Origin of the sequence: Actinoplanes sp. NPDC049316, from assembly GCF_040677315.1 — a bacterium.
Lineage (GTDB): Bacteria > Actinomycetota > Actinomycetes > Mycobacteriales > Micromonosporaceae > Actinoplanes.
Window position 1 is genome coordinate 25,958 of the sequence record NZ_JBFAQM010000017.1, and the last position, 19,399, is coordinate 45,356.

Annotated in this window: 20 protein-coding genes and 1 tRNA gene; 8 read left to right on the plus strand and 13 right to left on the minus strand. The window is 72.4% G+C overall.

What is annotated here, in order from left to right:
- Positions 1-143 precede the first annotated feature (143 nt).
- Entirely contained in the window at positions 144-1,394 is a 1,251-nt protein-coding gene (locus tag AB0K03_RS24215; protein WP_364688482.1) for a hypothetical protein, read from the plus strand.
- Here the strand turns inward: AB0K03_RS24215 and hutH are convergent.
- From hutH to AB0K03_RS24245, 6 genes are read right to left on the minus strand one after another with little or no spacing between them, the layout of a single operon-like run.
- Positions 1,391-2,926 carry a histidine ammonia-lyase gene (hutH, locus tag AB0K03_RS24220; protein ID WP_364688484.1) on the minus strand — a complete coding sequence of 512 codons (1,536 nt, stop codon included), beginning with the start codon at positions 2,924-2,926 and terminating at the stop codon, positions 1,391-1,393. The two genes, AB0K03_RS24215 and hutH, sit on opposite strands and share 4 nt — an antisense overlap.
- A complete protein-coding gene (gene hutI, locus AB0K03_RS24225) occupies positions 2,923-4,071 on the minus strand; it encodes an imidazolonepropionase (RefSeq protein ID WP_364688486.1) in 1,149 nt (382 codons plus the stop codon). The genes hutH and hutI overlap by 4 nt, the downstream gene beginning before the upstream one ends.
- The gene (locus tag AB0K03_RS24230; RefSeq protein WP_364688488.1) at positions 4,068-5,342 is read right to left on the minus strand and encodes a formimidoylglutamate deiminase; all 1,275 of its coding nucleotides are present in this window, start codon (positions 5,340-5,342) and stop codon (positions 4,068-4,070) included. The genes hutI and AB0K03_RS24230 overlap by 4 nt, the downstream gene beginning before the upstream one ends.
- Positions 5,339-6,523 (minus strand): allantoate amidohydrolase, encoded by a 1,185-nt coding sequence (locus AB0K03_RS24235; protein ID WP_364688490.1) that lies wholly within the window; start codon positions 6,521-6,523, stop codon positions 5,339-5,341. Before AB0K03_RS24235 ends, AB0K03_RS24230 begins: the two co-directional genes overlap by 4 nt.
- Positions 6,520-8,157, minus strand: coding sequence for a urocanate hydratase (gene hutU / locus AB0K03_RS24240; protein WP_364688492.1), 1,638 nt, complete (start codon positions 8,155-8,157; stop codon positions 6,520-6,522). Before hutU ends, AB0K03_RS24235 begins: the two co-directional genes overlap by 4 nt.
- Positions 8,158-8,168: 11 nt before the next feature.
- On the minus strand, positions 8,169-9,017 hold the full coding sequence (locus AB0K03_RS24245) for a MurR/RpiR family transcriptional regulator (protein ID WP_364688493.1): 849 nt from the start codon (positions 9,015-9,017) through the stop codon (positions 8,169-8,171).
- Positions 9,018-9,158: 141 nt separating this feature from the next.
- On the opposite strand from AB0K03_RS24245, the gene AB0K03_RS24250 reads away from it, so the two are divergent.
- Genes AB0K03_RS24250 through AB0K03_RS24270 form a run of 5 tightly spaced genes read left to right on the plus strand, consistent with a single transcriptional unit; the run spans position 9,159 to position 12,525 of the window.
- Positions 9,159-9,584, plus strand: a complete 426-nt coding sequence (locus AB0K03_RS24250) for a hypothetical protein (protein WP_364688495.1) — start codon at positions 9,159-9,161, stop codon at positions 9,582-9,584.
- Positions 9,578-9,811 (plus strand): helix-turn-helix transcriptional regulator, encoded by a 234-nt coding sequence (locus AB0K03_RS24255; RefSeq protein ID WP_364688497.1) that lies wholly within the window; start codon positions 9,578-9,580, stop codon positions 9,809-9,811. Before AB0K03_RS24250 ends, AB0K03_RS24255 begins: the two co-directional genes overlap by 7 nt.
- On the plus strand, positions 9,808-10,782 hold the full coding sequence (locus AB0K03_RS24260) for an NAD(P)-dependent alcohol dehydrogenase (RefSeq protein WP_364688499.1): 975 nt from the start codon (positions 9,808-9,810) through the stop codon (positions 10,780-10,782). The genes AB0K03_RS24255 and AB0K03_RS24260 overlap by 4 nt, the downstream gene beginning before the upstream one ends.
- A 30-nt stretch (positions 10,783-10,812) precedes the next feature.
- Positions 10,813-11,574 carry an MOSC domain-containing protein gene (locus AB0K03_RS24265; protein ID WP_364688501.1) on the plus strand — a complete coding sequence of 254 codons (762 nt, stop codon included), beginning with the start codon at positions 10,813-10,815 and terminating at the stop codon, positions 11,572-11,574.
- 42 nt (positions 11,575-11,616) lie between these two features.
- The gene (locus AB0K03_RS24270) at positions 11,617-12,525 is read left to right on the plus strand and encodes an expansin EXLX1 family cellulose-binding protein (RefSeq protein WP_364688503.1); all 909 of its coding nucleotides are present in this window, start codon (positions 11,617-11,619) and stop codon (positions 12,523-12,525) included.
- Here AB0K03_RS24270 and AB0K03_RS24275 read toward each other — a convergent pair.
- The gene (locus AB0K03_RS24275) at positions 12,522-13,040 is read right to left on the minus strand and encodes a GNAT family N-acetyltransferase (RefSeq protein WP_364688505.1); all 519 of its coding nucleotides are present in this window, start codon (positions 13,038-13,040) and stop codon (positions 12,522-12,524) included. The two genes, AB0K03_RS24270 and AB0K03_RS24275, sit on opposite strands and share 4 nt — an antisense overlap.
- Positions 13,041-13,390: 350 nt before the next feature.
- On the opposite strand from AB0K03_RS24275, the gene AB0K03_RS24280 reads away from it, so the two are divergent.
- Both AB0K03_RS24280 and AB0K03_RS24285 read left to right on the plus strand, forming a co-directional pair.
- A complete protein-coding gene (locus AB0K03_RS24280; RefSeq protein WP_364688507.1) occupies positions 13,391-13,615 on the plus strand; it encodes a type II toxin-antitoxin system VapB family antitoxin in 225 nt (74 codons plus the stop codon).
- Entirely contained in the window at positions 13,612-14,025 is a 414-nt protein-coding gene (locus tag AB0K03_RS24285) for a PIN domain-containing protein (RefSeq protein WP_364688509.1), read from the plus strand. The genes AB0K03_RS24280 and AB0K03_RS24285 overlap by 4 nt, the downstream gene beginning before the upstream one ends.
- Before the next feature lie 279 nt (positions 14,026-14,304).
- On the opposite strand, the gene AB0K03_RS24290 is transcribed toward AB0K03_RS24285, so the two are convergent.
- The 6 genes from AB0K03_RS24290 to AB0K03_RS24315 form a co-directional block, all read right to left on the minus strand.
- Positions 14,305-14,377, minus strand: a tRNA-Leu gene (locus AB0K03_RS24290).
- A 227-nt stretch (positions 14,378-14,604) separates the two neighbouring features.
- The gene (locus tag AB0K03_RS24295) at positions 14,605-16,473 is read right to left on the minus strand and encodes a methyl-accepting chemotaxis protein (RefSeq protein ID WP_364688511.1); all 1,869 of its coding nucleotides are present in this window, start codon (positions 16,471-16,473) and stop codon (positions 14,605-14,607) included.
- Between the two features lie 162 nt (positions 16,474-16,635).
- Positions 16,636-17,106, minus strand: a complete 471-nt coding sequence (gene bcp / locus AB0K03_RS24300; protein ID WP_364688513.1) for a thioredoxin-dependent thiol peroxidase — start codon at positions 17,104-17,106, stop codon at positions 16,636-16,638.
- On the minus strand, positions 17,103-18,095 hold the full coding sequence (locus AB0K03_RS24305; protein ID WP_364688515.1) for a hypothetical protein: 993 nt from the start codon (positions 18,093-18,095) through the stop codon (positions 17,103-17,105). Before AB0K03_RS24305 ends, bcp begins: the two co-directional genes overlap by 4 nt.
- On the minus strand, positions 18,092-18,820 hold the full coding sequence (locus tag AB0K03_RS24310) for a thioredoxin domain-containing protein (RefSeq protein WP_364688517.1): 729 nt from the start codon (positions 18,818-18,820) through the stop codon (positions 18,092-18,094). The genes AB0K03_RS24305 and AB0K03_RS24310 overlap by 4 nt, the downstream gene beginning before the upstream one ends.
- Positions 18,817-19,311 (minus strand): MauE/DoxX family redox-associated membrane protein, encoded by a 495-nt coding sequence (locus AB0K03_RS24315; RefSeq protein WP_364688519.1) that lies wholly within the window; start codon positions 19,309-19,311, stop codon positions 18,817-18,819. Before AB0K03_RS24315 ends, AB0K03_RS24310 begins: the two co-directional genes overlap by 4 nt.
- Positions 19,312-19,399 lie beyond the last annotated feature (88 nt).

A 19,399-nucleotide genomic window follows, 5' to 3' on the forward strand; every position in this document is an offset into this window, starting at 1 on the left:
TCCGGTGCTGTTTCGATCCTGCCGGGGCGAGAGCGACCTGGTGACGTTTTCGTCCGAGTCGCCCCGGCGGAGGCGCGTGCGAGGCCGAGGCGGGGGAGGTGAGCGGGCTGTCGGACTGGCCGCCTGCCTCTACGATTTCCCCCGTGAGAACACGGGGGATGGTTGCTGTCGTCGCTGCTACCGGCATGCTGGCCGCCGCGGGCGGTTGTGACCCGGGCGGCCTGCCGGCCCAGGAGGTCGAGGTCGTCGCCGGCGCCGGGGAGAACGACGGCGGTGGCGCCGCCGACGCGTTCATCGACGGGCGGCTCGTCGACATGGTCATGGGCGGTGACGGCGTCCTCCGGGTGCTGACCGAGGAGAAGACCGCGCTGACCGTGTGGACCGTCAAGGACACGCGGCTCACCCGGGTCGCCGTTCCCTCGATCAAGGCGGACCACATCAGCCAGGCGACCGTCGGGCCCGGCGGGGACGTGTACGTGGCCCTCTGGAACGGCAACGGCGGGGTGTGGCAGATCAAGCCGGACGGCTCCACCGCCCTCAAGATCGGTATCGATCGGGACACGTACCGGGGGGATCGGAAGGCTGCTCCGGACGGCGCGGCGGTTGCCGGGGCGTACGTGCGGTATCTGCACGGTGTCGCGTTCTCCGCCGACGGGCGCGTGTACTTCGCCGAGGAGCGGATCGAGCCGGCGACGCATCAGCTCGTGCGTACGGTCGAGAACGGGAAGTTGAAGACCGTGCTGGGGCGGGACCTGGCCGGGCTCACCGAACGGCAGTGGCGCTCGGCGCGGACCAGCACCGGCTTCCCGGACGGTACGCCGGCCCGCCAGGTCGCCGTGGAAAACGGGCTGAACGACCCGCTCGGGGTCGCACCGGACGGCACCCTGTACGCGGCGCCCGGTCGTCGCAGTGTCGTGGCCGTGAAGCCGGACGGTACGGCTCGCGAGGTCATCGGCAACACCGGCGGGGGCATCGACGAGGACGTCGAGGAGCCGGACGAGCCGTTCGCCGACCGCGGTCCGGCGCGCCGGGCCCGGGTGAACCTCTCCGGCACCGGCACGATCCGGGCCGGGTTGAGCAACGCCAGCCTCGTCGTGGACACCGCCGGCGACCTGTACCTGACCAGCTCGCGCACGGAGCGCGACTACCTGCCGGAGACGTTCGAGTGGACCGGCGACGTCAGCGACACCCAGCGCGAGCTGCTCGAGCGGTCCAAGGAGCAGCGCCGCGGTGACACCGAGGTGCTCCGGGTGAAGCCGGACGGCTCGCTCTCGACGGTCGCCGGGCACGCCGACGCCGTCGCGGTCGACCCGTCCTGGGTGTATCTGGCGCGCGCCTTCACCGACGTCGACGGCAACCCCCGCGTCCTCGTGGTGCGGACCCAGAAGCGCTAGAGCAGCGGGCCGACAGCCGCCTCGATCTCCGTCCGCAGCGCCCGGTCCGCGATCACCGCACGCCCCTGTTCCAGCACCGGAGCCAGGAACCGGTCCGGCCCGGGCTCCCCGGCGAAGCCCTCCACCGCGGCCACCGCGGCCCGGCCCGCCGGGGACGGGCTCAGCGGCGCGCGCAGCTGGATGCCGCGTACGGCCGACAGCAGTTCGACCGCGAGCAGGCTCGTCAGGTTGTCCAGGACCGTCCGCAGCTTCTTCGCCGCCGCCCAGCCCATGGAGACGTGGTCCTCCTGCATGCCGCTGGTCGGTAGCGAGTCGACCGACGCGGGGTTGGCCAGCCGGCGGTTCTCCGCGACGATGCCCGCCGCCGTGTACTGGGCGATCATCAGGCCCGAGTTGACGCCGGCGTCGGGGGAGAGGAACGGGGGGAGCTCGCGGTTGCGGGCCACGTCGAGGAGCCGGTCGACGCGGCGTTCCGCGATGGCGCCGACCTCGGCGGCGGCGATCGCGAGGAAGTCGGCGGCGAAGCCGAGCGGCGCGCCGTGGAAGTTGCCGGTCGACTCGACACGACCGTCGGTGAGCACGACCGGGTTGTCGACCACCGAGCGCAGTTCCCGCGCGGCGGTCGTGCGGGCGAACTCGAGGGTGTCGCGGGCCGCCCCGGCGACCTGCGGCGCGCAGCGCATCGAGTACGCGTCCTGCACCGCGTGCGCGAGGTCGTCGCGGTGCGAGTCCATGATCGCCGAGTCCTGCAGCAGCTTGTGGATGTTCGCGGCCGAGGACGCCTGGCCCGGGTGCGGGCGGATGCTGTGCAGCTCGGGCAGGAACGGCCGTTCCGAGCCGAGCATCGCCTCTATGGCCAGCGCCGCCGTCACGTCCGCCATCGCGAACAGGTGCCCGGCGTCCTCGATCGCCAGCAGCAGCATGCCGAGCATGCCGTCGGTGCCGTTGATCAGGGCGAGGCCCTCCTTGGCGACCAGGTCCAGCGGTTCGAGGTGCGCGGCGTGCAGCGCCTGGGCGGCGTCGACGCGGGCGCCGTCCTTGCCGAGCACCCAGCCCTCGCCGAGCAGCACCAGCGCGCAGTGGGCGAGCGGGGCCAGGTCGCCGGAGGCGCCCAGCGAGCCGTGCTCGGGCACCCACGGCGTGATGTCGTGGTTGAGCAGGTCGACGAGGCCCTGCGCGAGCTTCGGCCGTACGCCGGACAGCCCCAGCGCCAGCGAGCGGACCCGCAGCAGCATCATGGCCCGCACGACCTCGCGGGGCATCGGCGCGCCGACCCCGGCCGCGTGCGAGCGGATCAACGCGTGCTGCAGCTCGGCGCGGCGCTGCGGGGCGATGGAGGTGTTCGCGAGCGCGCCGAAGCCGGTGCTGACGCCGTACACGGGCCGGCCGGAGGCCTCGATGCCGTCGACGATGGCCCGGCTGCGTCCCATGGCCGCGACGGCTTCCTCGGAGATCTCGACCTTCGCGCCGTGCCGGGCGACGGCGACGACGTCGGCGGGGGTGATGCCGGTGGGCTGGACGATGACGTTCATAGCGGCACTCCGTCGTGCAGAACTGTGCTGATGAGCGGGACTCCGGGCCGGTAGGCCAGGTGCAGGTGGGAGGGGGCGTCGAGCACCACCAGGTCGGCGCGGGCGCCGGGGCGCAGCACGCCGATGTCGTCGCGGCGCAGCGCGCGGGCGCCGCCCGCGGTCGCCGCCCACAGCGCCTCGGCCGGCGTCATCCGCATCTCCCGGACGGCGAGGGCGATGCAGAACGGCATGGACGACGTGTACGAGGACCCGGGGTTGCAGTCGGTCGCCAGGGCGACGGTGGCGCCGGCGTCGAGCAGCCGGCGGGCGTCCGGGTACGGCGACCGCGTGGAGAACTCGGCGCCCGGCAGCAGCGTCGCCACGGTGCCCGAGCCGGCGAGCGCGTCCACGTCGGCGTCGCTGAGGTGGGTGCAGTGGTCGGCGCTGGCCGCACCCAGATCCACGGCGAGGCGTACGCCGGGCCCTTCGGTGAGCTGGTTCGCGTGGATCCGCAGCCCCAGGCCCGCCTTGGCGCCCGCGGTCAGGATGGCGCGCGCCTGGTCGCCGTCGAACGCGCCGCGCTCGCAGAACACGTCGATCCACCGCGCGTACGGGGCGGCCGCGTCGAGCATGTCGCCGCTGACCAGGGTCACGTAGTCGTCGGGGCGGTCGGCGTACTCGGCGGGGACGACGTGCGCGCCGAGGTACGTCGTCTCGGCCGTGACCTCGCCCGCGAGGCGCAGGCTCCGGACCTCGTCGGGGACCGTGAGCCCGTACCCGCTCTTCATCTCGACCGTCGTCGTGCCCTGCCGGCGCATCTCGGTGAGCAGCCGCCGCACGGCCGACCGCAGGTCGTCGTCGGTGGCGGCGCGGGTCGCGGCGACCGTGGTCCGGATGCCGCCGCCGGTGTACGGCTCCCCGGCCATCCGCGCGGCGAACTCGGCGGCCCGGTCGCCGGCGAAGACGGGATGCGCGTGACTGTCCACAAAGCCCGGTACGACAGCGCGTCCCCGCACGTCGAGGCGTTCGTCGGCGGCGGGGGCCTGCGTGGCCGGGCCGATCCAGGCGATCCGCTCGCCGTCCACGACGATCGCCGCGTCGTGCACTGTGCCCGTTGCGGGGTCGTTGGTGACGAGCTCACCGATGCCGGTGACGAGCAGGCTCATCGGATCGCCTCGCGCAGCGCGGCCGGTACGTCGAAAGCCGTGTGCCGCCCGCCGTCGACGATGACGCGGCCGTCGCAGATCACGTGCGTGACGTCGGCGTTCGTGGCCGCGAACACCGTGCCGGACGGGTCCACGCCGGCCGTGCGTACCGAATCGAGGCGGACCGCGACGAGGTCCGCACGCTTGCCCACCGCGATCTCGCCGGCGTCGTCCCAGCCGAGCGACGCGTGCGCGGTCGCGGCCGTGAGCAGTTCGCCGGCCGTGAAGTGGCCGCGGCGTTCGGTGGCGAGGCGCTCGTCCAGCTCGACGCCGCGGGCCTCCTCGAACAGGTCGATGACGGCGTGGCTGTCGCTGCCCAGGCTCAGCGGCACGCCCGCGTCCGCGAGCCGCCGCGCGGGACCGATCCCGTCGGCGAGGTCCCGCTCGGTGGTCGGGCACAGGCAGACGCCCGTCCCGGTTCCGCCGAGCAGCTTGATGTCGCCGTCGGTCAGATGGGTGCCGTGGACCGCGGTGGTGCCGGGACCGAGGATGCCGTGGCGGTGCAGCAGTTCCGTCGGGGTGCAACCGTGCACGGCCTGGCACGCCTCATTTTCCGCACGTTGCTCGGATAGGTGCAGGTGCAGGGGTATATGTCCGGCTAAATGGGTGAAAAAGGGCGTGGGCACGGCCCGGACCGAGTGCAGTGCGGCGCCGTGGATCCCATGCTCAGCGGAGGACAGCGTCGCGACCCGGGACACCCACCCGTCCAGGTCGCCGTCGCCGAAGCGGCGCTGCACGCCCTCGAGCGGCCGACCGTCCACACCGGACGTCAGGTAGAGCGTGTCGAGCAGGGTGATGCGGATGCCCGCGTCCCGGGCTGCCGCCATGAGTGCGTGACCCATCGCGTTCGGGTCCGCGTACGGGGTGCCGTCCGGGTTGTGGTGCAGGTAGTGGAACTCGCCGACGCACGTGATGCCGGCCAGGGCCATCTCGCCGTACACGGCCCGGGCCAGCGCGTAGTAGCTGTCCGGGTCGAGGCGGGCGGCGACCTCGTACATGCGCTCGCGCCATGTCCAGAAACTGCCGCGGTCGCCATGCGTACGCCCGCGCAGCGCCCGGTGGAAGGCATGCGAGTGCGCGTTGGCGAGGCCGGGCAGCACCAGCCCCGGCAGCGGGGTGCCGCCGGGCGCCGCACCGGGGGCCACCGCGGTGAACCGGCCGTCGTCCACCTCCACGGCGACGTCGCGTTCGACGCGGCCGCCCACCCACGCGTGCTCGGCGAAGTACCTCACAGCAACGCCTCGAGCACGGTCGCGAGCGCCGCTACGCCGGCGGCGCAGTCCTCGTCGGGGGCGTGCTCGGCGGGGGAGTGCGAGATGCCCGTCGGGTTGCGGACGAACAGCATCGCGGTCGGTACGTGCGCCGACAGCACCCCCGCGTCGTGTCCCGCCCCGGTCGGCAGGATCGGGGCGCCGCCGAGGATCGTGGCCAGCCGCGCGGCGAGACCGGAGTCGAAGGTGACCTCCGGGGAGACCGACTCCGGCTCCACGACCAGCTCGGTGCCGTCCTGTCCGGCGCGCTCGGTCGCCCGCTTCACCACGGCCTCGACGAGCCGGTCCAGTGTGCCGGTGTCCGCGGCGCGCGCGTCGAGCCAGCCGCGGACCAGCGACGGGATCGCGTTCGTGGCGTTGGGGGTCACCTCGACGCGGGCCACGGTGGCGTGCGCCCCGGCCTGCCGCGCCTCCTCGTTCGCCGCGAGCACGGTGGCCGCGTACGTGAGCATCGGGTCGCGCCGGTCCGCCATGCGCGTGGTGCCGGCGTGGTCGCCGGAGCCGGTGAAGTCCATCCGCCAGCGCCCGTGCGGCCAGATCGCGCTCGCCACCCCGACCGGGGCATCCATCTCGACGAGCGCGCGGCCCTGCTCGATGTGCAGCTCGACCACCGCGGAGATCCGCCCGACGAGGTCCGGCAGCGCGCCGGCCGGGCGTACGCCCAGCGCCTCGCCGAAGGTCACCCCGTCCCGGTCGCACAGTGCGGCGGCCCGCTCGGGGTCGATGGCGCCGGTCAGCAGCCGGGAGCCCAGGCACGGTACGCCGAACCGCCCGCCCTCCTCCTCGACGAACGCGGCGATGCCCAGCGGCCGGCCCGGCTCGACACCGCGGCCCCGGAGCGCGTCGACGGCCAGGAACGCGCTGACGATGCCGAGCGGGCCGTCGTACCCGCCGCCGTGCGGCACCGAGTCGAAGTGCGAGCCGGTGACCACCGCGCGGTGGCCCCACGGCGTACCCCACCAGGCGAACAGGTTGCCGTTGCCGTCCTCGGTCACCAGCAGGTCGCGCCGGGCCGCCTGGTTGCGGAACCAGTCCCGCAGCACCAGTTCCGGCTCGCTCAGCGCGTACCGGAGATAACCGCCGCCCGGTTCGCGACCGATGGTCGCGATCTCCTGCCAGAGCCGCGCGAAGGCCGCGGTCATGATTCCCTCATCGGGATGCGCACGTGCGCGGCCGCGGCGGACTCGTAGCCCGCGTCGACGTGCCGAATGACGCCCATGCCCGGGTCGTTGGTGAGCACCCGCTCGATCTTCTGACCGGCGAGCGGCGTGCCGTCGGCGACGCAGACCTGCCCGGCGTGGATCGAGCGGCCGATGCCCACGCCGCCGCCGTGGTGGATCGACACCCAGCTCGCCCCGCTGGCCGTGTTGACCAGGGCATTGAGCAGCGGCCAGTCGGCGATCGCGTCCGAGCCGTCCAGCATGGCCTCGGTCTCCCGGTACGGCGACGCCACCGACCCCGAGTCGAGGTGGTCGCGGCCGATGACGATCGGGGCCGACACCTCGCCGCGCGCCACCATGTCGTTGAAGCGCACGCCGGCCTTGTCCCGCTCGCCGTAGCCGAGCCAGCAGATCCGCGCGGGCAGCCCCTGGAACGCCACCCGCTCGCCGGCCATCCGGATCCACCGGGCCAACGGGTCGTTGTCCGGGAACAGCTCCAGCACCGCCCGGTCGGTGGCCGCGATGTCGGCCGGGTCGCCGGAGAGCGCCGCCCAGCGGAACGGGCCCTTGCCCTCGGCGAACAACGGGCGGATGTAGGCGGGCACGAAGCCGGGGAACGCGAACGCGCGGTCGTAGCCGCCGAGCTGCGCCTCGCCGCGGATCGAGTTGCCGTAGTCGAAGACCTCCGCGCCGCCGTCGAGGAACCCGACCATCGCCTCGACGTGCCGGGCCATGCTGTGCCGCGCCCGGTCGGTGAACTCCTCCGGCTTCGCGGCCGCGTAGGCGGCCGCGTCGGCCACCTCCACGCCGGTCGGCACATAGCTCAGCGGGTCGTGCGCGCTGGTCTGGTCGGTCACGATGTCGATGGGTACGCCGCGACGCAGCAGCTCCGGGAACACGTCGGCCGCGTTGCCCACGACCCCCACCGACACCGCGCGCCGCTCGGCCTTCGCGGCGGTGGCCCGCTCGACCGCGTCGTCCAGGTCGTCGGCGATCACGTCGAGGTAGCGGGTCTGCACCCGGCGCTCCAGCCGGGACCGGTCCACGTCCACGATCAGGCAGACGCCGCCGTTCATCGTCACCGCGAGGGGCTGCGCGCCACCCATGCCGCCGCAGCCCGCGGTCAGCGTCAGCGTGCCGGACAGGTCGCCGCCGAACCGCTTGGCGGCCACCGCGGCGAACGTCTCGTACGTGCCCTGCAGGATGCCCTGGGTGCCGATGTAGATCCACGAGCCCGCGGTCATCTGGCCGTACATGGTCAGACCGAGCTTCTCGAGGCGGCGGAACTCCGGCCAGGTCGCCCAGTCGCCGACGAGGTTCGAGTTGGCGATCAGCACGCGCGGCGCCCACTCGTGCGTCCGGAACACGCCGACCGGGCGGCCCGACTGCACCAGCAGGGTCTCGTCGCCCTTCAGCCGGTCGAGCTCCCGCACGATCGCGTGGAACGACGGCCAGTCGCGGGCGGCCTTGCCGGTGCCGCCGTACACGACCAGGTCGTCGGGGCGCTCGGCCACATCGGGGTCGAGGTTGTTCATCAGCATCCGCTTGGCGGCCTCCTGCGGCCAGCCCTGCGCCGTGTACGCCGTACCGCGCGGTGCGCGTACCGTCTCCGGCATCCCGTCCTCCTTCACGCTTCGAAGATGTGGCGGCGGGCGGCCGTCGCCTCGAACTCCTCCAGACGGCGCTGCGCCTGCTCCGGCGCGGCGTCACACATCGCCTGCAGCACCACCATGGCCAGCGCCATCGGGCCGGTGTGCAGGTCGAACACGAGCTGGGTGCCGACCGGCGCGCTCAGCACCACGTCGGCGGACTCCGCGACCGGGCTGACCCCCGAGTCGGTGAGCGCCACCACCGCCAGCCCGGCGGCCTTCGCCTCCCGGATCGCGTCGAGCGTCTCCCGCGGATACCGCGGCAGCACGACCGCCAGCAGGGCGCTCGCCCCGGCGGCCCGGGCCTGGTCGATCCGGTCCAGCAGCATCGTTCCGCCGCCGTCGAGCACCCGGACGTCCGGATGCACCTTCGCGGCGAAGTACCCGAAGTACGCGGCCAGCGGCGCGGCCGCCCGCAACCCCAGCACGGGCAGCGGCCGGCTGGCGGCGAGCAGCCCCGCGGCCTGCTCGACCGCTTTCAGATCGCCGAGCTCGTCGGCCATCCACTCCAGATGCCGGGTCTCGGCCCGCAGCGCCCGCTGCATCGCGTTCTCGCCGCCGTCGGGCTGCCCCGCCGGCACCCCGGCCAGCGCCCGCAGCTCCCGGCGCAGGGCGGGATAGCCGGCGTACCCGAGCGCCATCGCGAACCGGGTCACCGACGGCTGGCTCACCCCGGCCAGCTCGGCCACCTCGGCCGCGGACAGGTACGCCGCCGACGGCCCGTGCTGCACCAGGCTCTGCGCGATGCGCCGCTGCGTCGGCGTCAGCCGGGCGCCCTGGAAGAGATCGAGCACCCGCCCGACCGGCCTGGCCGCTGCCTCATTCACACGAGCAGACTATGCATAAAAACTTTCACAGCGCTAGTACCGCTTCGGATGGCGCGAGGTGGATGTCAAGTTTCTTGTACATCGAGTCAAGAATTTGCTACCTTCGTGGTGTCAAACTTTTTAGACATGCGGAGGGCGTCGATGGTGTTCGAGGAAAAGCGGGCGTGGATCAGGCTCGTGGTGGCCGTGCTCGGCTATGCGGCGTACGTGATCGTCATCCTGGGCCGCCTGGACGGCCGGACGTTGCCCGAGGTGCCCTACCGCGACGTTCTGGTGTGGACCGTCGGCGCGGCGATCGTGGCCTCCGTGGTGGCCGAGGTGGCGATGAACTCGGTGCCCGGCGCGTCGCGGGCCACCGACGAGCGGGACCGGGAGATCGGCCGGCTCGGCGAGCACGTCGGCCAGTCGTTCGTCGTGATCGGCGCGCTCGCCGCGATGCTCATGGCGATGGCGGAGTGGGACCGGTTCTGGATCGCCAACGTCGTCTACCTCTGCTTCGTGCTGTCGGCCGTCCTCGGCGGCACCGCCAAGGTCGTGGTCTACCGCAGGGGCGTGCCGCAGTGGTGAAGCCGACCCGGGTCACCAACCGCATCCGCGCGCTGCGTTTCGCCCACGACGAGATGACCCAGGCCGACCTCGCCGAGCGCATCGGCGTCACCCGGCAGACCCTCAACGCCATCGAGCAGGGCAAGTACTCGCCGAGCCTGGAGGTGGCCTTCCGGGTCGCCCGGGTCTTCGGGGTGCCGCTCGACGACGTCTTCCAGTACCCGGAGACCTCCGAGGAGCAGACATGAGAGCGATCGTCCGCGACAGTTACGGCCCGGCCGGCGGCCTGAGCCTGCGAGCGGTGGACCGGCCGCCGATCGGCGAGAACGACGTGCTGGTCCGGGTGCGCGCGGCCGCGGTGGACCCCGGCGTATGGATCTTCATGACCGGCCGGCCGCTGGCCGTACGGCTGGCGACCGGGCTGCGCCGGCCGCGGGTCGCCGGTCTCGGCCGCGACCTCGCCGGGGTCGTGGCCGAGGTCGGCGCGGGCGTCACCGGCCTGCGTCCGGGCGACGAGGTGTACGGCACGTGCAAGACCGGCTCGCTCGCCGAGTACGCGGTCGCCCCGCAGCAACGACTGGCCCCCAAGCCGGCGAACCTCACCTTCGAGCAGGCGGCCGCCGTGCCGGTCTCCGGGGTCACCGCCCTGCAGAGCCTGCGCGTCGCCGGGGTGAGCGCCGGGCACCGCGTGATGATCATCGGAGCGGGCGGCGGGATCGGTACGTTCGCGGTCCAGCTGGCCCGGGCGTCCGGCGCCGCGGTCACCGGCGTGTGCAGCGGGTCCAAGGCCGAGCTGGTGCGCTCGCTCGGTGCCGGGCACGTCATCGACTACACCCGCCAGGAGATCACCGGTGGCGGCGAGCGCTACGACGTCGTCATCGACACCGCGGGCAACCGCCCGCTGTCGACGCTCCGGCGGACGGTCGTCGAGCGCGGGACGATCGCTCTGGTCGGCGGCGGTCACGCGCGCGGGCGCTGGCTCGGCGGTTTCCAGCGGCAGATGGCCGCGCCGGTGCTCTCGCTGCTCGGCGCCGCCCGGGTGCGCGGCGTGACCGCACGGGAGGGCCGGCGCAGCCTGGAGGAGCTCACCCCGCTGCTGGAATCCGGGGCCGTGACCCCGGTCCTCGGCGCGACCTACCCCCTCGGCGACGCGGCGGCCGCCATCCGCGAGCTCGAGCAGGGCCACCCCACCGGAAAGATCGTCGTCACTGTCGGATGACCGGCGGGCGGCGTGTGCCACCCTGTGCGGATGCGGATCACGTCGCTGCACACGTACCCCGTCAAGGGTTGCCACCGCCTCGACCACGACGAGGCGGTGGCCGAACCGTGGGGCCTGGCCGGCGACCGCCGCTGGATGGTGATCGACGCCGACGGGGTGGGGATCACCCAGCGCGAGGCACCCGCCCTCACCGGCCTGCACGCCGTGCCCCGGCCCGGCGGCATCGTGCTCAACGGCGTCGACGTCGCCGAACCCGTGGACAGCCCGGAGACGACCGTGCACGTCTTCCGCTCCCAGCCGCCGGCCACCGCCCGGCTCGCCGCCGCGGCGCAGCCCGTGCTCAGCGACCTCCTCGGCCGCGATGCCCGGCTCGCCTGGCTCGGCGACCCCGCCACCCGGCAGGTGTCGTTCGCCGACGGCTTCCCCGTCCAGCTCGCCAACGAGGCGTCGCTCGACGCCGTCAACGCCCACCTCGACGAACCCGTCCCGATGACCCGCTTCCGCCCCAACATCGTCATCGCCGGCGCCACCGCGTGGGCCGAGGACGCCTGGATCGGCAAGCGTCTGCGCGTCGGCGACGTGACGTTCCGGGTCGCCGAGCACTGCCGGCGCTGCGTGGTGACGACCATCGATCAGGAGACCGGCGAGATCGGCCGCGAACCCCTGCGCCTGCTCGGCGCGATCCGCCGGTACGGCGACGGCCTGCGCTTCGCCATCCAGCTCGTCCCGGACGTCGCCCCAGGTGAGACGCAGGTCATCCGGGTGGGGGAGCCAGTCTTAAGCGTCCCTTAGAGGAGTTGCCCGGCCCGCCGTACCCGCGCAGGATGCCTCAGCGTGACAGCTCATCGCCTCCTGCGCCCCCGCTGGCTCGCCACCGGCGGCGCCGTCCTCCTGGCCGGCGTCCTCGGCGTAGCGCTGCTGCTGCAGAACGGCGGCGGCGCCTGCGCCGCCCCGCCGACCAGCGCCAAGCACAAAGGCAAGGCCACCTTCTACGACCTCGCCGGAGCGACGGGCAACTGCAACTTCAAACCCCCCGCCGACGACCTGTACGTCGCCCTGGGCCGGACCGAGTACTCGGCGGCCCTGTCGTGCGGCAGCTACATCGACGTCACCGGCCCCAAGGGCAAGGTACGCGTCAAGGTCTTCGACTCCTGCCCCGAATGCACCCCCGGGTGGCTCGACCTCAGCCGTACGGCCTTCAAGAAGATCGCCGACCCGGCACAGGGCGTCGTCCCCATCACCTACCGGGCCGTCCCCAACGCCAAGACCCCGGGACCGTTCAGCATCACGTTCGCCGAAGGCTCGTCCCAGTACTGGTGGGCAGTCCTCATCGACAACCACGCGAACCCCATCAAGTCGGTCAAGGCGAAAGGGCCGGGCGGCAGCTGGATGACCGCCACCCACGCCGACTACAACTTCTGGATCATCGACCGGCGCACCGGCGGCGGCCCGTTCCAGATCAAGATGACCGACATCTACGGCAACACCGTCACGGCCAAGAACATCAAGCTCATACCCCAGAAGAAGCAGGCGACATCCGTACGCTTCGCGGGAGGCTCGACCGTCACGGCGTCCCCGCCCACGTCCCCCTCCGCATCCCCGTCGCCCTCGCCGTCGCATGCCAAGAAGAAGGCGTCACCGGTGTCGCCGTCGGCCACACCGCCGCTCGAGGTCGCAACCGTCGAACCGACCCCCGAGGAAGACCTCGCGCTGGCCGCCGCGGCCCCGAAGGCGACCTGCTAACGCAGATCGAGCCACATGAACACCTCATCCCGGTCGTCCCCGGGCGCCACCCGCAGCGCGCCCGGGACCCGGCCGATCACCCGGTAACCCGCCTTGGCGTAGAAGCCCTCCAGGCCGTGCCCGTCCCGCAACGTCACCTGCAGCCCGTCCAGGCCCAGGCCGCGGCCCACCGCCGCGGCCTGCCGCATCAGCGCCGCCCCGTACCCGCGGCCCTGACTTCCGGGAAGCACCATCACCCGCTTGAGCACCCGCCAGTGCGCCTTGAGCTCGAAGCGGTTGTCGACGACGAACAGCATGGCCGCGAGACGGTCACCGTCCATGCCGATCAGCAACCGGTCCGGACCGTCCACGACATCGGCGAACGCCGCCTCCGCAACCGGCCGCACGTCGTCCCGGGTGACGGGAGCGACGAAACCGACCGCACCGCCGGCATTGGTGGCCTCGGTCCAGAGGTCGACGATCTGCTCCCGAAGGTGCAGGGTCAGTGGGGGATCGAGAACGAAGGTCAACGCCATGCGCCCATCGTCGCGTCGCGAGCACGCCCCCGGCCACGACCGGCGTCACACTCACGCGAGCCGCGAGCCGCGAGCCGCGAGCCGTCGGGCCGTGGCGGTGGACCTGACCGAGGCGCTCGACCTGCTCGAGCACGGCTGCACCGGCGCGCCGCCGGCCGCGACCGGCGTCCTGGCGACACGGGTCGCAGTGGCGGGCGTTTTCGCGCCGCCGGCCGCGGGGGAGGCACCGGCAGGGGCCGGCATGGATGACGCGGAGGGCGGCGTTCGACTGTCGGACAGATGCGACGGTGCATCGTCTGCTATGTTGGCGATGTACAAGCGTCTTGTACATTCTCAACAGGGGGTCTGTCGTGGCCGTCACCCAGATTGATCTCGATGATGACGCGTTGGCCGAGGCGATGCGGCTCTCCGGCGCGCGCAGCAAGAAAGAGACGGTAAACCTCGCCCTCCGGGAGTACGCCGCTCGCCATCGCCGCATCGCAGCGCTCGATCACTATGCCGCCGCGGCTCAGAACTGGGACTTCGAGGCTTGGCGGGACATGCACAACGCCGGCAAGACACCACCCGCTGCATGATCCGCTACCTGGCCGACTCATCGGCACTGTGGCGGCTGCTGCGCGATCCGGGCGTACGGGCCGGGTGGGCCGACGTCATCTCCGATCACGCCGTCGGATCATGTCAGCCGCAGCGCACGGAGTTTCGCCGCTCGGCACGCAACCTCGACGAGTACGAACAGATGACCTCCATGTTCGTCGACCTCTATCCCGACGTCCCGGTACCGAAGTCGGCGTGGCAATGGGTCGAGTCCGCCCAATACCGCCTGATGCGTTCCGGCGCACACCGGGCGTTGTCGTGCGTGGATCTGCTGATCTGCGCCAGCGCCGCTGTCCGCGGGCTCGTGATCCTGCACGACGACAACGACTTCGCCACGGCCGCACGACACCTTCCCGACCTGGCCGAACGACGAGTCCACTCGCTTCCTTGACCTGTCGGCGAGACCTCGGGCGCGCACTGCCCGGAATCCCGCATCATCACTGAACCTTTTTCAACGTGGCGAGGCCGATCGCGTCCGCCGCCGGCCGACGGCCCGGCGCCGTCGGGCTCGATGTCAGGTTGAAAAGGGTTCATTGTCATGAGAGAAAATCCGCCCTTCGACCTCGCCGGCTCGGTCAGGCGGCAAGGGCGCTGCGCGCCAATCGTCCGGGGTCCCTCGGGCCACCTGTGACTGGGTGAAAGCGCCGAGGTCGAGCGGACGTATCGGAAGTGGGGCCGGCGGGAGTCGAACCCGCACTTGCATGTTCCTAAGACATGTGCCTCTGCCTTTGGGCTACGGCCCCCGGTTCTGGACCACCACTCTAGGGTGTGCAACGGAGCTGACCCATGCCGGTCCCGGCCGGCGTCATCGACATCGAGGCGAACGCCGGACGTGGGTGACAACGTACCGATGTCGGTCAGGGAGGTTCATCGCCGAGGCCGGCGGATCGGCGTACGGCACGGCGGCCGCCTCGCGGGTCCAGGCCGCGTGACGGCCGCCGTGGGTCGACGGTCCGGCGGGGTTGCGTGCTCAGTAGCGGAACATTGCCAGACTCTTCTGCAGGTCGTGGGCGACGCGGGCGAGCTCGTCGGCTGCGCCGGCCGTGTTGGAGGCCGCGTTGGTGGTTTCCGCTGCCGCTTCCGCGACCTCGGCCACGTTGGCGGCGATCTCGGTGGAGCCGCCCGCGACCTCGCCCACGTTGCGGGTCATCTCGTTGGTCGTGGCGGTCTGTTGTTCGACCGCCGCCGCGATGGCGGTCTGGGTGGCGTTGATCTGGTCGATGACCGCGCCGATCTCGCCGATGGCCGCGACGGCCGCCGCCGAGTCGGTCTGGATGGCGCCGACGCGCGTACGGATGTCCTCGGTGGCCCGGGCCGTTTCCTGGGCGAGTTCCTTGACCTCGCCGGCGACGACCGCGAAGCCCTTGCCCGCGTCGCCGGCGCGGGCGGCCTCGATGGTCGCGTTGAGGGCGAGCAGGTTGGTCTGTTCGGCGATGCCGGTGATGATTTTGATGACCGAGACGATCTCCGCGGACGAGGTGCCGAGCTGCTGGAGGATCTCGCCGGCCTCGGTGGAGATGCGGACGGCCTGCGCGGCGACGTCGGCGGCGCTGGAGGTGCTGCGCGCGATCTCGCTGATGGAGGCGCCGATCTCCTCCGCGCCGGCGGAGACCGTGGTGATGTTGTGGCTGATCTCCTCGGAGGCCGTGGTGACGGCCTGGGCGCGGCCGGCGGAGCGGGCCGCCGAGTCGTTCATCTGGCCGGCGACCGCGGTGAGCTCCTCGGAGCTGGAGGCGAGCGTGGTGACGTTCTCGCCGATGGTGCGCATGGCGGCGGTCAGCCGGTCGAGGGCGGTGTTGAGGGCTTCGCCCATGCGGCCGACCTCGTCGCGTCCTTTGACGTCGAGGCGCTGGTCGAGGCGGCCTTCGGCGAGCCCTTCGAGGACCTTGACGGTCTGGCCGAGGGGGCGGGCGATGGCGCGGCTGACGACGACGGCGATGACGGCGGCGAAGGCGACCGCGCCGGCGATCAGCACGATGGTGATGATGCGGGCGACGTCGGCGTTCGAGCGGGCCTCGGCCATCTGGCGCTGGGCGGCCCGGTCCTCGATGCCGGCGAGGTTGTTCAGCGCCACGGTGATCTTGGCGGTGAGCGGGTCGATGAAGTTGTTCTGGGCGCCCAGGTAGGCGCTCATGCTGTTCGCCTGGGCGGCCGGGACGAGTTGCTGGTCGCGTACCTTGCGGTATTCGGCGAGGGCGGCGACGAAGGCCGCGCGGTCCGTGGCCGTGCCGGCGGTGATGTTCGCCGAGTAGGCCTTCCAGTTGTCGTCGATGTCGCGGTCGATGCGCTGCAGGGCCATCTGCACGTTGCTGACGTCCGCCAGGGGTGAGCGCAGGATCAGCTTGTCGGCCAGGGCGGTCGCCTGCTGGACGTCTGCGCGGACCTCACCGATGAGCCGGATGGCCTGGGTGCGCTTCTGGTACATCGTGTTGAGGCGGTCGTTGGCGGAGTTCAGCTCGAGCAGGCCGAACGCGCCGACGGCGATGACGAGGAGGCTGAGCACGCCGAAGCTGGCGATCAGCTTGTGCGACACCTTGAGGTTGTGCCAGAGCCGCAGCCCGTTGCGGCCGGTCCGCTTGGCCGGCTTCGCGGCGTGCCCGGGCGCCTTGCGGCCGCGCCGCGACCGCGCGCCGCGGCCCCCCTTGGCGGTCCGGCCCCCCGCGGCACGGCTGCCGGCCGCGGTACCGTCCGCCGCCGCGCTCCCGTGGCTCACGGCATCGCCGACCGCGGTGCTCCCGTGGCTCAAGGCATCGCTGGTCGCGGCGCCGGCGGCGGTCGTACCGCGGCGGAGCTTGCCGCCCAGGCGCAGGCGGCGGGACGACTTGGCGGCTGTCGGCATCGGCGGTCTCCACGGAAATGTCGGTGAGACTCGTGCACGACCTTGCGAACCGCGTCTCCGACCTGCGTGGAGATGCGGTCCGAAGGGGTCGTGGACAAAGCCCCGTCGCGTACCGTTTCTATCGGCACCCGACCTCAGGATCCGCGAAGTTCGCCCGGAAAGTCAGTCGATAGCGAGATCCCGTCGCAGCTTTGCCACGTGTCCCGTCGCCTTGACGTTGTAGAGGGCGTGTTCGACGACGCCGTTCTCGTCGATCACGAAGGTGGACCGGATCACGCCGGTCACGGTCTTGCCGTACATCTGCTTCTCGCCGTACGCGCCGTACGCGGTCAGCACGCTCTTGTCCTGGTCGCTGACCAGCGGGAACGTGATGGCGTCGCGGTCGCGGAACTTGGCCAGCTTGGCGGGCACGTCGGGGGAGATGCCGACGACCTCGTAGCCGGCGGCCTGCAGGGAGCCCAGGGAGTCGCGGAAGTCGCAGGCCTGCTTGGTGCAGCCGGGGGTCATGGCGGCGGGGTACGCGTACAGCACCACCTTGCGGCCGCGCAGATCCTTGAGGCTCAGCGTGTCGCCCTTGTCGGTGGGCAGGGTGAAGTCGGGGGCCGGGTCGCCCGGCGAGAGCCGCTCAGTCATGCGCTCGACGATATCGGGGCTGGGGTGGCCGAGCGCAGCCGCAGCAGCCCGGTGGCGGCCATCCCGGCGCCGGCTCCCGCGGCGGTCAGCACGGCGGCGCGCGGCACCCAGCCCGGCCCGGGGAAGTTCACCACGGCCTGGGTGAACACTCCGGCGTCGGCGAGCCCGCCGAAGATCGCCAGGGCCGCGCCGCCGAGCAGCAGCATGAACGGCGTACGCCCGCGCAGGGTGAGCGCTCCCGCGGCGATGGCGAGCGCCGCCGCGCCGATCGCCGGGGCGGTTCCCTCCGCGCCGAGGCTCGCGCGCGTCACCGCGTACCCGAGGGTGATCGTGCCGGCGACCAGCGCGACGGCCCCCACCCAGCGCGCCCGGCCGCGGCCGAGGGCGGTGACCGCGACGGCCAGTCCGGCCGCGCCCAGCCACCACGCCCAGGCGGCGGGTGGCGGCTCCCACGTCAGCGTTCCGCGTACCTCGACGGTCGTGACGCCTTGCCGCAGCGGCACGGACCAGTCGCGCAGCTTGTGCGCTCGGGAAGGGTCGGCCTGCGCCTGCGGCGGCAGGCCGGGGCTCAGCCAGTGGGTGCGCTGGTCGTGCCAGCGCACGCTGGTGCCGGTGGAGATCCGCTGCCATTGCGGGGGTGCGGCCGGATCGGCATTCGACGGTACGGGGGTGTCACCGTCGAGGGTCCGATTCGTGTACGCGGCCGGCGAGTTGACGTTCTGGTACGTGCCGTCGGGGCGCACCTCGAGGTACGGCTCGTCGCGGTAGCCGAGCACCTCGACCGTGCGCCCGGTGTCGTTGGTGAGTTCCAGGCGCGCGCCGGCCTCGACCGCGCGGACGCTGAGCCCGGGGACCGCCGCGCTGAGCCCGGTCACCTCGGTGCGGTACGCGGTGGCGTCGGGCGCGTCGCCACCGTGGGCGGAAGCGGGACCGGCCGGTACGACGAGCGCACCGGCCAGCACCGCGGCGAACAGGAGCCCTTTTCTCACGCGCCGGCCGCTCCGACCGCCGCGCTGAGCGCCTCCGGGGTGGGGTTGTCGAGCTTCTTGCCGGCGACCATCACGGTGGGTGTGCCGGTGACGCCGCGCGCCGAGGCGGTGTCGGTGACCTTGGTGGCCCACGCCGTGTACGTCTTGTTCTTGATCGCGTCGGCGAAGGCCTGGTCGGTGAGCCCGACGGACTTTCCGAGCTCGATCAGCTTGGCGTCGTCGAGACCGGCGCTGTTCTCCGGGGGCTGGTTGGCGTACAGCGCGTCGTGGTACTCGAGGAACTTGCCACCCTCCGCCGCCGCGGCTGAGGCCCCGGCCGACCGGGTCGAGTACTCGGTGCTGGAGTAGCGGTCCAGAATCGCGATGGGGTGGTAGCGCACGGTCACCTTGCCGGCGTCGACAAGCTGGGTGAGCGTCGGACCGGCCCCCGTCTCGAACTGGTGGCAGGCCGGGCACATGAAGTCCTCGTAGATGTCGATGATCACGGGACCGCTGCCGCGCGCGAACGCCGTACCGTCGTCCACCGCGGTCGGCGGCACGGTCAGCTTGCCGCTGGTGCCCTTGTCCTGGCTCGCGACGGCGGCCCACCCGATGAGGCCGGCGAGAACCAGCAGGGTGACGACTCCGACGGTGGTCCAGAGGGTGACGGTACGGCGGCGTTCGCGGGCCAGCTGCTCCTGCACGATCCGTTTCGCCTGCGCGCGTTCCTTGGTGCTCTTGCTCACTGGTCGTCCCCCATCAGGATGCCGTCGATCGAATAGCGGGTCCGCGGGCGCCACAGCAGGATCCCGGCGAGCACGAGGAAGCCCAGGTCGCGGGCGATGTCCCAGCCGTACGCGGGCCGGACGCCGGCGCCGAGCTGACCCCCGGTGCTGAAGCAGCCGCAGTCGATCTGCAGGCCGCGGACCCACGCCGAGACGATCCCGGCGATGAAGATCATCAGCAGGGCTGCGGAGATGCCGGCGCTCAGCCGTACGGCCAGGCCCGCCAGCAGCAGCAACCCCAGCGCGATCTCCAGGAACGGCTGCGCGGCCCCGATCACCTTGGCGATCTCGTACGGGAAGATCTGGTACGCGTTGACCGCCCGCCCGGAGGCGGCGAGGTCGCCGACCTTGAGTCCCCCCGCGACCAGCCACACCGCGGCGAGGCCCAGCCGGGCCACGGTGGAGATCCACGGCCACACCTGCGTCGTCCGGGCGGTCTGCCCGATCTCCATGCTCACGCCCCCTTAGTCGGCGCCCGGTGCCGCCGAGTTCCGTCCTACCGGCTGGGGGTTTGCTGTGTGACGGGTCGAAGGTCCCGAT

Bases quoted from the DNA above. Each gene is read 5' to 3' on its own strand.
- hutH (WP_364688484.1), bottom strand. From the start codon at position 2,926: ATGAACGTCATCGTCCAGCCCACCGGCATCACCCCCGCCGACGTCGTC.
- hutI (WP_364688486.1), bottom strand. From the start codon at position 4,071: ATGAGCCTGCTCGTCACCGGCATCGGTGAGCTCGTCACCAACGACCCC.
- AB0K03_RS24235 (WP_364688490.1), bottom strand. From the start codon at position 6,523: ATGACCGCGGCCTTCGCGCGGCTCTGGCAGGAGATCGCGACCATCGGT.
- hutU (WP_364688492.1), bottom strand. From the start codon at position 8,157: ATGCCGGAGACGGTACGCGCACCGCGCGGTACGGCGTACACGGCGCAG.
- AB0K03_RS24250 (WP_364688495.1), top strand. From the start codon at position 9,159: ATGGTGTTCGAGGAAAAGCGGGCGTGGATCAGGCTCGTGGTGGCCGTG.
- AB0K03_RS24260 (WP_364688499.1), top strand. From the start codon at position 9,808: ATGAGAGCGATCGTCCGCGACAGTTACGGCCCGGCCGGCGGCCTGAGC.
- AB0K03_RS24265 (WP_364688501.1), top strand. From the start codon at position 10,813: ATGCGGATCACGTCGCTGCACACGTACCCCGTCAAGGGTTGCCACCGC.
- AB0K03_RS24275 (WP_364688505.1), bottom strand. From the start codon at position 13,040: ATGGCGTTGACCTTCGTTCTCGATCCCCCACTGACCCTGCACCTTCGG.
- AB0K03_RS24285 (WP_364688509.1), top strand. From the start codon at position 13,612: ATGATCCGCTACCTGGCCGACTCATCGGCACTGTGGCGGCTGCTGCGC.
- AB0K03_RS24295 (WP_364688511.1), bottom strand. From the start codon at position 16,473: ATGCCGACAGCCGCCAAGTCGTCCCGCCGCCTGCGCCTGGGCGGCAAG.
- bcp (WP_364688513.1), bottom strand. From the start codon at position 17,106: ATGACTGAGCGGCTCTCGCCGGGCGACCCGGCCCCCGACTTCACCCTG.
- AB0K03_RS24315 (WP_364688519.1), bottom strand. From the start codon at position 19,311: ATGGAGATCGGGCAGACCGCCCGGACGACGCAGGTGTGGCCGTGGATC.